Raw genomic sequence first — 12,239 nt, forward strand, 5'->3', positions numbered from 1 at the left:
CGGCGTCAACGTGCCCGGGGACGTCCGGACCTATCGGCCGATGTGACTTGTCGTCCCGGCGAAGGCCGGGACCCATACGGCGTGATCCATCAATGGTGCGCGGTGTTCGTACCGCGCCCCTTAACTCTGGGTCTTCGCCAAACTGCTTCCTGTGGTTATGGGTCCCGGCCTTCGCCGGGACGACAATAATTCACGCCTTCTCCAGCGCCGCGGTCAGATCCTCGATCAGATCGTCCGCGTGCTCCAGCCCCGCCGAGAAGCGGATGAAACCCTCGCTGATGCCGAGCGCGGCGCGATCCTCCGGCTTCAGGCGCTGATGCGTCGTCGTTGCCGGATGCGTGACGAGGCTCTTGGCGTCGCCGAGATTGTTCGAGATCTTGGCAAGCTTGAGCTCGTTGAGCACGCGGAACGCCGCCTGCTTGCCGCCCTTGACCTCGAGGCCGACCAGCGTCGAGCCGCCGCGCATCTGCTTCTTCACCAATGCGGCCTGCGGATGATCGGCGCGGCCGGGAAACACCAGCCGCGAAATCTTCGGATGGCTCGCCAGCACGTCCGCGATGCGCGCCGCCGTCTCGGTCTGCGCGCGCACGCGCACGGCGAGCGTCTCCAGGCCCTTGAGCAGGACCCAGGCGTTGAACGGAGAGATCGACGGGCCGGTCTGGCGCATGAAATTGTGGATGTGCTCGGCGATGAACGCTTCCGAGGACAGGATGATGCCGCCGAGACAGCGGCCCTGGCCGTCGATGTGCTTGGTCGCGGAATAGACCACGACGTCGGCGCCGAGCGCGAGCGGGCTCTGCCAGATCGGGGTGGCGAACACGTTGTCGACGACGAGCCGCGCGCCGCCGCTGTGCGCGATCTCGGCAATGCCGGGAATGTCGAGCACGTCGAGTGTCGGATTGGTCGGGCTCTCCAGGAAGAACGTCTTGGTGTTCGGCTTCATGGCGCGCTGCCACTGGTCGAGATCGAGGCCGTCCACCAGCGTGGTCTCGATGCCGTAGCGCGGCAGCAAATCCTGCACGACGTAGAGACACGAGCCGAACAGTGCGCGCGAGGCCACGACGTGATCGCCGGCCTTGAGCGGTGCCAGGATCGCGGTCGTTACCGCGGCCATGCCGGTCGCGGCCGAGCGGGCCGCTTCGGCGCCTTCGAGCTCGATCATGCGGCGCTCGAACATCGCGATGGTCGGATTGGAGTAACGTGAATAGATGAAGCCGGGGTCCTCGCCCTTGAACCGCGCCTCGCACTCCTCGGCGCTGTTGTAGACGTAGCCCTGGGTCAGGAACAGCGACTCCGAGGTCTCGCCATATTGCGAGCGCAGGGTGCCGGAATGGACCAGGCGGGTTTCGGGACGGTAGGACGCAGTGGGCGCCGGGGACTTCGACATAGGACCTCCTGAAGTGACCATCGAAATGGTCACAAAAAAACCGGCCTGGAATATTTCCACGGGCCGGGATCACAGAGGTCCCCGGCCTGTTTAGCGACTTATTTAACGTGGCTGCAAGCCGGCCGGCTCAAATCACCACGGGATAAGTCATGCTCATATTCCGCAATGCCCTTTCCGTCAAGACGTCCATCGGATAGCCGTAAAACGCTCATATTTCCCGCATGTCGGGATGTGTTTGATCCCTGATGAGGACTCCGGGTTGACGTTCACGGTTGCCGCCGACGCCAATGGTATCCTGCCCGACCGCATGATCGCGGCGATGGCGGAGGGCGGTCTCATCCTGCCCGCTTACGACTTCGTCGAGAGCCAGATCCAGCCGGCGAGCCTCGACCTTCGCCTCGGCGATATCGCCTATCGCGTTCGCGCCAGCTTCCTGCCCGGTCCCGGCGCCACCGTCGCCGAGCGCATCGACGGGTTGAAGCTGCACGAGTTCAGCCTCGCCGACGGCGCAGTGCTGGAGACCAACTGCGTCTACATCGTGCCGCTGCTCGAAAGCCTCGCGCTGCCGCCTGAGATCGTTGCGGCCGCCAACCCGAAGAGCTCGACTGGCCGGCTCGACGTCTTCACCCGCGTGATCGCCGACGGCACCCGCCGCTTCGACATGATCGGTGCCGGCTATCACGGCCCGCTCTATGCCGAGATCAGCCCGAAGACGTTCCCGGTGCTGGTCAGCGAAGGCTCGCGCCTGTCGCAGGTGCGCTTCCGCACCGGCGACGCCATCCTCAACATCGACGACCTCGAGGCGCTGCACGCGACCGAGCGTCTCGTCGATATCGACGATGCCGATCTCACCGGCGGCGTCGCCGTCTCTGTTGACCTTTCCGGCGAGAAGAGCGGGGGCTTCGTCGGCTACCGCGCCAAGCGCCACACCGGCGTCATCGACGTCGATCGTCGCGCCGGCTATTCCGTCGACGAGTTCTGGGAGCCGATCTCGGCCCGTCCCGACGGCAGCCTGATCCTCGATCCCGGCGAGTTCTATATCCTGGCGTCGAAAGAGGCGGTGCAGGTGCCGCCCGATTACGCCGCGGAGATGGTGCCGTTCGATCCGCTGGTCGGCGAGTTCCGCGTGCATTATGCCGGATTCTTCGATCCCGGCTTCGGCTATGCCGGTGCCGGCGGGCTGGGCTCGCGCGCCGTGCTCGAAGTCCGCTCGCGCGAAGTGCCGTTCATCCTCGAGCACGGCCAGATCGTCGGCCGCCTCGTCTACGAGAAGATGCTGGCCCGTCCCGACGCCATGTACGGCCAGCGCATCGGCTCAAACTACCAGGCCCAGGGTCTGAAGCTGAGCAAGCATTTCCGGGTGTAGGGATAGCCTCACCCTCCGCTGTCATGCCCCGGCTTGACCGGGGGCATCCAGTACGCCGCAGCCTATCGGCTCGAAACATTTGCCTCTGGAATACTGGATCGCCCGATCAAGTCGGGCGATGACACCGAATCTGTGTCAGGATAAGAAACGAAATGCGGGCTATGTCCGAGGTGGCGAGATGATTGCTCAATCCGAACTCGACGCAAAAATCCTCGACGACGTCGCAGACGCGCTGATCTATTCGGATCGCTCCGGCACGATCATGCGCTGGAATCGCGCATCGTCCGCACTGTTCGGCTTCTCCGCGGACGAAGCGCTGGGCCAGAATCTCGACCTGATCATTCCCGAACATCTGCGCGCCGCGCACTGGAAAGGCTTCGAGGCCGCGCTTGCCAGCGGCACGATGAAGCTTGCGGGCAAGCCGACACTGACCCGCGCGCTGCACAAGGACGGACGCAAGCTCTACATCGAGATGACCTTCGCGCTGGTGCGGGACGCCGCTGGAGTGGTGCAGGGATCGGTGGCGATGGCCCGTGACGTGACCGAGCGCGTCGAGCGCGAGCGTGCCGCCAAAGCCACGCAAATTTAAGCCTGTGCAAAATTCGTGATGCGGAATTGGCGAGCCGGTGTGCAGGGCGCCCTGCGTGCGGCTCAGCTTGTCCATCACCGGATGCAGTGACACACTCGATCAAAACAACGATCGGGAGCGAACATGGCCGCCGCATCAGACCCCGCGCAGGAAGCTCAATGGAAACGCTGGCGAGCCGTTGCCGATCTCTATCACGCCTATTTCACCGGTCTGATCCTCACCGTGGTGACGCGTCGCGGCACGGCGGATGCCGCCGAGTTCGTCTTTCGCGTGTTTCGCCGCCAGCAGCAGGAGCGCTTCCTGCCGGGGCTGGAGAAGCTCGGGCTGAGCCATCTGCCGCCCGCCGTGGCGGCCGCGCAATATCACTACCTCTCGAACTGGATCGGCGGCGTGCACGTCGAATACATGCATGAGAGCGACCGCAAAGCCTGGATCCGCTATCCACCGCCGCGCTGGATCTGGAAGGGCACCGCCATCTGCGGCGTGCCGGGCGAAGTCTCGCGCGCGATGCTCCGCGGCTGGCACGCCAACAACGGTGTGGCGCTCGGCGATATCAGATTGGGGTTCGTCTGCACCAAGCAGAGCGTCGACGGCCAGGACGGGCTCGAAGGCTACTATCACCAATACGACCAGCCGCTCGAACTCGACCAGCGCCTCGTGTTCGCGCGGCATCTCGAAGCGCCGCTGTTCAATGCCGCCGCGGCTCCGGCGTTGCCGGTCGCAAGCTGGCCGAGACCGCGACTGGAAAAAGCCTATCGCAACTACGCCATGGAATATGTGCGCACCGCCGCGCCCGTGATGGTGCAGCTGTTCGGTCCGGAGGATGCGGGCTATCTCCTGCACCTCACCGGAAAGCTGATCGGGATGCAATATTTCGATGAGGTCGCTGCGGCGCTGTCGACGGGCCGCGGCGGTGCGAGCGAATTCGCGACGTTCCTCAACGCGCTGTTGGTCGCGCAGGACGATGCGGCTGAGACGACGCAATCCGAAGGCACGTTTGAAATCCGTCAGCAGAGTTGGAAGTTGATGGACGGCGTCGCCGATCACCACCCAGCTTGCGCCAAGGTGCTGGCGGGGTTGTTCGAGGGGCTTGCGGCCGGCTGCGGGCGGCACATCGGCGTGCACCTGTCCCCGACACCGGGCGGCCGTCCGCCATTGCTCTGGCGCATCGGTTAATTCCTCCACGAAATGCGCTGCCGCAGGGCACGCCTGCACCTGGCGCAGGAGAAATCGCTGCGCGTCGTGCTAACAAGCCTCTCGTTGCGCCCTGCGCGCGAACCATTTCATTGGCACACCTAAGCATTGCTGCGCCGCAAATGGCGCTTCGCCCGGAGAGGACATGTCAGACATCGCCGAAATCCCGGTCGATGAACAAGAGCGTCCGCTGCCGCCGCCCCCGCGCCCCCTGAGGAGCGCGCTGACGGACGGGCCGATCCTGCGCACGTTGCTCGGACTGGCGTGGCCCAACGTTGTCGCGCTCTCCGCCGGTACCTGCACAGTGATTGCGGAGACCTCTTATATCGGACGTCTTGGTGTGGAAGCGCTGGCCGCGATGGCGCTGGTGTTTCCGACAGTGATCCTGACCATGACCATGTCGGGCGGTGCGATGGGCGGCGCGGTGGCCTCCGCGATCGCGCGCGCGCTCGGCGCCGGCGATCGCGAGCGTGCCGGGACGCTCGCCGCGCACGCGCTGCTGATCGGCATCAGCTTCGGCCTCGTCTTCATGCTGGGCATGCTGATCTTCGGACCCAAGGTGCTTGAGATGCTCGGCGGCCGCGGCGAGGTGCTGACGCATGCGATTGCCTACACCCAGGTGTTTTTCGGCGGCGCCGTGCTGCCCTGGCTGCTCAACACCATGGCCGGCGTCCTGCGCGGCACCGGCAACATGAAGCTGCCGTCGCTGTTGATCCTCAATTCTGCGGCCTGGCAGATCGTGCTCGGCGGCACACTCGGTCTCGGGCTCGGTCCGGTGCCGCAATTCGGCATGCGCGGCGTCGCCGCCGGCGCGCTGATTGCCTATTGCATGAATATCGGCGTGATGGGCTGGTACCTGTTCTCCGGCCGCGCCCGCGTGACGCCGAAGCTGCGCGGACTTCGCATCCAATGGGCGATGTTTTTCGACATCCTCAAAGTGGGCGCCATCGCCTGCTTCTCGCCGCTGCAATCGGTGCTGACGATCTCTATCTTCACCCACATGCTTGCGAAATTCGGCACCGCGATCCTCGCCGGCTACGGCATCGGTGCGCGGCTGGAATTCCTGCTGACCTCGATCGCGTTCTCGTTCGGCATCGCCTCGGTGCCGATGATCGGCATGGCGGTCGGCGCCGGCCGCATCGCCCGCGCCCGGCGCATCGCCTGGATCGCGGCGGCAAGCGCCTTCGTCGCCGTCGGTGCACCGGCGTGCCTGGTTGCGATCTTCCCCGATCTCTGGGTCAACATCTTCACCGACAGCGCGACCGTGCGCGCGACCAGCCATCAATATCTGTCGACGGTGGCGCCGTTCTACGCCTTCATCGGCCTCGCCTCGACGATGTATTTCTCGTCGCAGGGTGCTGCGAAGGTGATCGGGCCGGTGCTGGCGCAGACCGCGCGGCTGATCTACATCGCGGCGGTCGGCTGGTGGCTGTCGACGCATGATGCCACCGCGCAAAACTTTTTCTGGCTGGCGGCGAGCTCGATGGTCGTGCTCGGCCTGCTCTCGTCCTCCAGCGTGGTGTTGACACGCTGGGGACCGCGCCAAACCAAACCTGCGATCAGGCCGGCTCTGTCGGCCGCTGCTGACTAGCGGTGCCCGTGGCGGCGATGGCCGCCACCGACGTTGGTGAGCCGCATCAATTGCGGAATCATCGCCATCATGTCGCCGCCGCCGGCGCCACCAAGCATGCCCATGATGTCGCCGCCGCCCATGCCGCCGATTCCGGTCGGCATGGTGCCGCCTGCGCCCATCGGCGCGTAGCCGCCGTAATTGGGCGCGCCGAAACCGCCGCCGAGATTGGCGCCGCCGAGGCCGCCAATTCCGCCGCCCATCATGCCACCAATTCCGCCGCCGCCATTCTCCATCATGCGGCTCATCATCGGGCCCATGGTCTGCATCATCATGCCGAAGCGGCGCTTGCCCATCTTGGCCTTCATCATCTCCAGCATCGGGGCCATCTGGGTCATCATGTCCTCGCCGCCGGCACCTCCGCCGCCAAGAAACTGCGCCTTTGCCGGCGCGCTCGAAATCGAAAACATCAGCAGCACGGCGGCTGCCTGGCAGATCACCTTGTCCGCACCTCTCATGGCCTGCTCCTCGCGTGCGTGGCGCCGCCGGGAGAGCGGAGCCAACCGGGCGCACGCCGCCATGGTTATTGCGGACGAGGGCTGGGCTCTGTGAGAAAGATCACGCAGCAGCTGCCGGGAACGCTCGGTGCATCGCGGCGACGGCGTCCTTGGTCTGTCCCTGCACATAGGGCGCGAGCTCATTCGGCAGCATGTCGATGATCCAGACCAGGCGGCATCTCGCCTCACCCTCGGAGATCACCTGCACCGAGGCGCTGTAATGCTTCAGCCGCTCGTTGTTGATCGCGTAGACCAGCCGCTGCCGCGCATCGTCGCAATCGACCAGCACCTCGCGCGCCACCGATCCGTTGGCGAAGGTGACGATGCGCGCGTCGCCGTCGAGCGTGCAGGCCGTGACGAAGCCCGGCGTCAGCCGCTGATGCAGCGCGCCGAAATCACGCACCGCATCCCAGACGTCGCGCGCCGGGGCGTTCAGGGGAATGTCGTTGTGGATGGAGGCCATTGTTGAATCCTGGTTGAGTCCATTGATGTAGAGAAGCGAGCGATAGCGCCGTCATCTCAGCTGTCATCGCCCGACTTGATCGGGCGATCCAGTATTCCAGTGGCCGCTGTGATGAAATCGAGAAGCTGCGGCGTACTGGATGCCCCGGTCAAGCCGGGGCATGACAATGTGTGTGGTGAGGGCTGCCGTACTCACGTGCAGACCGCCTCGACATTGTTGCCGTCGGGATCGATCAAAAACGCCGCATAGTAAGTCGGGCTGTAATCCTTGCGCGGGCCGGCGCCGCCATTGTCGCGGCCGCCGCTCTTCAAGCCCTCGCTGTGGAATGCCTTGACCGAACCATGATCCCCGGCGCGAAAGGCGATATGGGCGCCATCGGCCTTGCGTCCCTTGTTCAGGTGCAGCCATAGCCCGGGTTCGCCCTTCGGCCCGAAGCCGGCATAACCGTCACCGCTCGAGCACAGGACATAACCGAGCGGCGCAAGCACCGCGGTGTAGAAGCGCGTGGCGGCGTCGAGGTCGGCTACGCGCAATCCGATATGGTCGTACATGGTCGTCTCCATTGCCAAAGCGCGCCGCAATCGGCGCGCGCCGGAGACGAACCTAGTCAGTTGAGGGCAAGCTGTTCTTGGAGAATCTTGCGCTCGCCCTTCGACGCCTGACGGAACTTGGTCGGCGACACGCCGGCGGCGCGGTGGAAGGTGCGGACGAAGTTGGAGAGATCGCCGAACCCGACGTCATAGGCGATGTCGGTGACTGCAATGCCATCGTCGGTAAGCAGCCGCGCCGCGTGCCGCAGCCGCGAGCGCACCAGATATTGATGCGGGGTGACGCCGAGCACGGCGGAGAACAGCCGCAGGAAGTGGAAGGGGCTGAGGCCTGCCTGCCGCGCGGCCTGTTCGAGGTCGACCTCGGCATGCGAATTGGCGTCGATCCATAGCGCGGCTTCCACGGCGCGGCGGCGGTCGCGCGCGGTCGGCCTCGTCGGCTTGCGCGCCTTGCCCGAGACGACATCGACGAAACGGCTGGCGAGGATCTGCCCGACCTCGTCGAGACCGAGGTCGCTGTTGCCATCTGCCGCCGTCTGGGCGAGTTCGCCCAGCACCATCAGCTCGGGCAGCGGCGGCGTCGCGCCGACCTGCCAGACGTCGCGCCGGCCGCCGAGCGCGTCGACCAGATCGTCGCTGAGAAAAAAGGACAAGCAGACGTCGCCGGCGACATGCTCATGCGTGCAGGTGTATTCCTCGCCTGGCGCGCCGACCAGCATCGAGCCCGCCACCAGATCGAAGAACCCGGCGCGGCAATGACAGCCAAAGCTGCCCGCGCGGACATAGGCGATGGAATGGCCGGTGCGGCATTCCGCAAACGGGCTGTCGTCCGGTCCCGCGTCGCAGCGAAACTCGGAGACGGTCATCGAGGGGGTGGTCAGCAGCGTTGTTGCATCCATGCCACCTATCTAGGTGGAGGGTCTCGGTGGGGCAACGGGCAGCAGCACGTCGAACAGCGTCTTGCTGGCGATCGGATGGGCGCCCTCCAGCGACAGCAGCCGCCGCTTGGAGATCACCCCGCCATAGGGCGAAAGCCGGTCGGTGTAATTGCCGGCCTCCAGCACCCGGTGGCAGGGCACGATCAGCATGTAGGGATTTTTCGCGATCGCCTGGGCCACCGAATGCGCGGCGCCGGAGGCGCCCAGCGTCTTGGCGATCTCGTGATAAGTGCGCGTCTCCCCGCGCGGGATGGCGCAGGCCGCTTCATAGACCCGCCGGTTGAAGCCGGGCACCCCGCTTGCGTCCAGGCTGACCTCGGAAAAATCAGCATCGCTGCCTTGCAGCAAGCCCACGATGCCCTCGATCGCAAACGCGGCATTCGCGGACGGCCGCTGTTCGCGCGCCTCGGGATGGACCTGGAAAATCCGGCGGCGGGTATCAATCTCCCGCGCCTCCGGCAATTGCACGGCGACGATGCCGGTGCTGCTCCAGATGATGCCGCAACGCCCTATGGTCGTGTCGAATATCGCGTAGCCACGCCCCACCATGCACACGCCCCACTCAGTGCACGTCTCCCCAGACAGGCGATCATAACACCGCCACAATCCGGCGCGCACCCAAAATCTTACCGGAAACTTAAGAAGGGTCGGGCGGGCTGCGCCAAAGCGCTTGGCGAGATGCGCCGTCTCGGCTAATCAGAGCGGGCGCAGGCTGCGCATCCGCGGGCGTAGTTCAATGGTAGAACGGCAGCTTCCCAAGCTGCATACGAGGGTTCGATTCCCTTCGCCCGCTCCATCCTTTAGTTCGGCAGGCTCCGCAGAAATTCCACGATCGCCGCGTTCACCTCCGCCGGCCGTTCCTGCTGCGTCCAGTGTCCGCACCCAGGCAGCATCTTGATCTCGCGCAGTTGCGGCACCCATTGCTTCATGTTGGCAACGTGCTCGGCGGCGCCAGGGAAGGCCATGACCATGTCGTGGTCGCCGGCGATGAAGAGCGAGGGCACGACCACCTTCACGCCCTCGAAGGCGCCCATCAGCTCCCAGTTGCGATCGATGTTGCGATAGTAGTTGAGCGGTCCGCGAAACCCGCTACGGGCAAATTCGGCACCGTAATAGTCGAGATCCGCGCTGCTCAGCCACGGCGGCAGCGGCACCTGCATTTTCGGTAGCAAGCCGTCCTTGCGAGAGACCATGCCGACACCGGCGGTCCGCCCTTGACGCCCGGCATTGGCGCGGATCACCGCCGCGCCCTCGCCGGAACCGCCATAGAGCATCGCGCCGAGCGTTGCGCGCGGATCCCTTTCGAATTCTGCTTCGGCGACACCCGGCTCCTGGAAATACAGTTGATAGAACTGCGCATCCGCCGTCTGCGGCATCACACTCGTCGGCGGCACCGGACCGCGCGGTCGATAGGGCACGCTGAGAATGGCGGCGGCGCGGAAGCGATCGGGCCGCAGGCGCGCCGTGTGCCAGGCGATCGTCGCGCCCCAGTCGTGCCCGACGATGACGGCGTCCTTCGCCCCGAAAGCGTCGAGCACGCCGACGAGGTCGCCGACCATGTGGAGGATCGTGTACTGGTCGATCGCTTCGGGCCGATCGCTCTTGCCGTAGCCGCGCATGTCAGGGGCGACAGCGTGGAAACCGGCCGCCGCCAGCGCCTCGAGTTGGTGACGCCAGGAGTACCAACCTTCCGGAAAGCCGTGGCAGAGCAGCACCATCGGCCCCTTGCCCTGCTCGGCGACGTTGAGGCTGATGCCGTTGGCCTTGATCGTCCGCTGCGTCGGTTCGCCCATGTCGCCGCCTCCCGGTCATCGTCGTTGGGTCTATCCTAGTCGGCCCTAAAGGCTCCGCAAAATTTCTAATATATTAGCCCTTCGCTTCCGGCACACACGCATCGCCCAGCTTAAGCTTCTCGCGGCCCTGATGGGGTGCGGTCCTCGTGTCGGGCAATGTTCGGATCAGAGACCAGGATCTGCAAAGAAAATGGACCAGCAAAAGCTCGATCGCGCGATCGGTCGTCGCTTGAAGACGCTGCGGACGCAGGCCGGCATGACGCTGAATGAGCTTGCCACGCGGTCCGGCGTCAGCCGGGCCATGATCGGGCGAGTGGAGCGGGCGCAGAGCAGTGCGACGGCTGCGCTGCTGGGAAAACTTTGCGCCGCGCTCGACGTGTCGCTCAGCGATGTCGTCGCGCTGGCCGAAAAGCCGCCGGAGCGGCTGGTGCGGCTCGCCGACCAGCCGCACTGGCGCGATCCCGACAGCGGCTATCGCCGCCGCCACGCCTCGCCGACGGACGCGGCGAGCGGCATCGAGATCATCGTCGTCGACCTGCCGGCCGGCGCGCGGGTGCCGTACAGCCCCTGGGGGCGCAACGCCTTCACCCAGCAACTGCTGATGCTGGAGGGCGCGATCGCTGTGCATATCGACGCCAAGGCGGTTCGCCTGCGCGAGGGCGACTGTCTCGATTTCGACGTGATGCGCGCGGTGATCTTCGAGAATGAGACCAGACAGGACGCGCGCTACGTCATCATCACGCGCCGCGGCGCGTCCTACGGCAAGATGTGAGACCGTGACGATGCAGATCCGCACCGGCGACTCCTTTGATCCGCGCGTCATCGCGCTGCTCGACCATCACGTTGCGGCGGCGCGAGCACAGACCGCGCCGGGCAGCGCCCATGCGCTCGATCTCTCCGGGCTGCGCGCGCCCGACGTGGCGTTCTGGACCGGGTGGGACGGCGAGACGTTGGTCGCCGTCGGTGCGCTGAAGACGCTGTCAGCCGAGCATGGCGAGGTGAAGTCGATGCACACGCTCCAGACCAAGCGGCGGCGCGGCTTTGGCGGTGAGATGCTCCACCACATCATCACGGTAGCCCGCGCGCGCGGCATGGCGCGGCTCAGCCTCGAAACCGGCTCGTGGGACTATTTCAAGCCGGCGCACGCGCTCTACCAGGCGCATGGCTTTGTCCTGTGCGGCCCGTTCCAGGGCTATGTTGAGGATCCCAACAGCCTGTTCCTGACCCTGGATCTGTCGGCGAGCCGTTAGCTCAGGAGCGCGTCTCCTCGATCCTGTCGAGCACGCGCTCGGGGGCAATGTCGCGGCTTGCCTCCTCCAGATCGCGCTTCGAGTCGGGCTGGACGTCGAGCCGCTCGGCAATTTGCGTGAGGAGGCGGGCGACCTTGGTCAATTCGTGCTCGGCGAGAAGGCTGATCTGGAGATCGAGATCGGCGCGCTTGTCCGCTGCTGCACTCATGCGGTTCTGCGAGATCAGCACGAATGTCGACAGGAAGATCGCCTCGACCGAAGCAATCATCGCCAGCACCACGAAGCTCTCGTCCCAGGCCGGGATTCCCGGCAGCCAATGCAGATTGGCGATGATCCAGAAGCCGAACACCGCGACATGCAGGTAGACGAACGCCATGCTGCCGGTGAACGCCGTGATCGCATCGGCAACCTTTTCCTGACCCCTGGACGCGCGCCGCTCGCGGCGGCGGCGCTCGACCAGGGCCTGGATGTTGCGCTCGAGCGTCGGGCTCAATCCTTCGCCGGGATCATGGGTGATATCGTTATGCACGCGGCAGCAACGGCGGACGGAAGAGGCTGTTCCTAGGCACAGCGGCGGGAAAATG

At 65.4% G+C, this 12,239-nt stretch carries 14 protein-coding genes, 1 tRNA gene and 1 riboswitch; of the genes, 7 read left to right on the top strand and 8 right to left on the bottom strand.

The window, feature by feature from the left end; all coding sequences use genetic code 11:
• Nucleotides 1-190: 190 nt before the first annotated feature.
• The gene (locus tag AC0L3P_RS28125; protein ID WP_247285330.1) at nt 191-1,387 is read right to left on the bottom strand and encodes an O-succinylhomoserine sulfhydrylase; all 1,197 of its coding nucleotides are present in this window, start codon (nt 1,385-1,387) and stop codon (nt 191-193) included.
• A 69-nt stretch (nt 1,388-1,456) separates the two neighbouring features.
• Nucleotides 1,457-1,536: riboswitch (SAM riboswitch) on the bottom strand.
• A gap of 80 nt (nt 1,537-1,616) precedes the next feature.
• Here AC0L3P_RS28125 and AC0L3P_RS28130 point away from each other — a divergent pair.
• The 4 genes from AC0L3P_RS28130 (at nt 1,617) to AC0L3P_RS28145 (ending at nt 6,127) form a co-directional block, all read left to right on the top strand.
• Nucleotides 1,617-2,753, top strand: a complete 1,137-nt coding sequence (locus AC0L3P_RS28130; RefSeq protein ID WP_473306992.1) for a 2'-deoxycytidine 5'-triphosphate deaminase — start codon at nt 1,617-1,619, stop codon at nt 2,751-2,753.
• Nucleotides 2,754-2,931: 178 nt separating this feature from the next.
• Nucleotides 2,932-3,342, top strand: coding sequence for a PAS domain S-box protein (locus AC0L3P_RS28135; protein ID WP_473306994.1), 411 nt, complete (start codon nt 2,932-2,934; stop codon nt 3,340-3,342).
• Between the two features lie 123 nt (nt 3,343-3,465).
• Complete coding sequence (locus tag AC0L3P_RS28140; RefSeq protein ID WP_473306996.1) at nt 3,466-4,518, top strand: hypothetical protein; 1,053 nt, start codon at nt 3,466-3,468, stop codon at nt 4,516-4,518.
• A gap of 163 nt (nt 4,519-4,681) precedes the next feature.
• Nucleotides 4,682-6,127 (top strand): MATE family efflux transporter, encoded by a 1,446-nt coding sequence (locus tag AC0L3P_RS28145; protein ID WP_473306998.1) that lies wholly within the window; start codon nt 4,682-4,684, stop codon nt 6,125-6,127.
• Here the strand turns inward: AC0L3P_RS28145 and AC0L3P_RS28150 are convergent.
• The 5 genes from AC0L3P_RS28150 to AC0L3P_RS28170 form a co-directional block, all read right to left on the bottom strand.
• The gene (locus tag AC0L3P_RS28150; protein WP_473307000.1) at nt 6,124-6,624 is read right to left on the bottom strand and encodes a hypothetical protein; all 501 of its coding nucleotides are present in this window, start codon (nt 6,622-6,624) and stop codon (nt 6,124-6,126) included. The two genes, AC0L3P_RS28145 and AC0L3P_RS28150, sit on opposite strands and share 4 nt — an antisense overlap.
• A 100-nt stretch (nt 6,625-6,724) precedes the next feature.
• The gene (locus tag AC0L3P_RS28155) at nt 6,725-7,126 is read right to left on the bottom strand and encodes an SRPBCC family protein (protein WP_473307002.1); all 402 of its coding nucleotides are present in this window, start codon (nt 7,124-7,126) and stop codon (nt 6,725-6,727) included.
• A 191-nt stretch (nt 7,127-7,317) separates the two neighbouring features.
• On the bottom strand, nt 7,318-7,677 hold the full coding sequence (locus AC0L3P_RS28160) for a VOC family protein (RefSeq protein ID WP_473307005.1): 360 nt from the start codon (nt 7,675-7,677) through the stop codon (nt 7,318-7,320).
• A 56-nt stretch (nt 7,678-7,733) separates the two neighbouring features.
• Entirely contained in the window at nt 7,734-8,573 is an 840-nt protein-coding gene (locus tag AC0L3P_RS28165; protein ID WP_473307008.1) for a helix-turn-helix transcriptional regulator, read from the bottom strand.
• Between the two features lie 9 nt (nt 8,574-8,582).
• Entirely contained in the window at nt 8,583-9,161 is a 579-nt protein-coding gene (locus AC0L3P_RS28170) for a methylated-DNA--[protein]-cysteine S-methyltransferase (protein WP_473307010.1), read from the bottom strand.
• A gap of 173 nt (nt 9,162-9,334) precedes the next feature.
• On the opposite strand from AC0L3P_RS28170, the gene AC0L3P_RS28175 reads away from it, so the two are divergent.
• Nucleotides 9,335-9,408, top strand: a tRNA-Gly gene (locus AC0L3P_RS28175).
• 4 nt (nt 9,409-9,412) lie between these two features.
• On the opposite strand, the gene AC0L3P_RS28180 is transcribed toward AC0L3P_RS28175, so the two are convergent.
• Nucleotides 9,413-10,405 (bottom strand): alpha/beta fold hydrolase, encoded by a 993-nt coding sequence (locus AC0L3P_RS28180; RefSeq protein ID WP_473307012.1) that lies wholly within the window; start codon nt 10,403-10,405, stop codon nt 9,413-9,415.
• A gap of 190 nt (nt 10,406-10,595) precedes the next feature.
• Here AC0L3P_RS28180 and AC0L3P_RS28185 point away from each other — a divergent pair, with 190 nt between their 5' ends.
• On the top strand, nt 10,596-11,177 hold the full coding sequence (locus AC0L3P_RS28185) for a helix-turn-helix domain-containing protein (RefSeq protein ID WP_275168432.1): 582 nt from the start codon (nt 10,596-10,598) through the stop codon (nt 11,175-11,177).
• A 10-nt stretch (nt 11,178-11,187) separates the two neighbouring features.
• On the top strand, nt 11,188-11,655 hold the full coding sequence (locus tag AC0L3P_RS28190) for a GNAT family N-acetyltransferase (protein ID WP_473307110.1): 468 nt from the start codon (nt 11,188-11,190) through the stop codon (nt 11,653-11,655).
• A 1-nt stretch (nt 11,656) separates the two neighbouring features.
• Here AC0L3P_RS28190 and AC0L3P_RS28195 read toward each other — a convergent pair whose 3' ends face one another.
• Nucleotides 11,657-12,184 carry a DUF1003 domain-containing protein gene (locus AC0L3P_RS28195; RefSeq protein ID WP_473307017.1) on the bottom strand — a complete coding sequence of 176 codons (528 nt, stop codon included), beginning with the start codon at nt 12,182-12,184 and terminating at the stop codon, nt 11,657-11,659.
• Nucleotides 12,185-12,239 lie beyond the last annotated feature (55 nt).

The organism is Bradyrhizobium sp. WSM4874 (assembly GCF_055811835.1).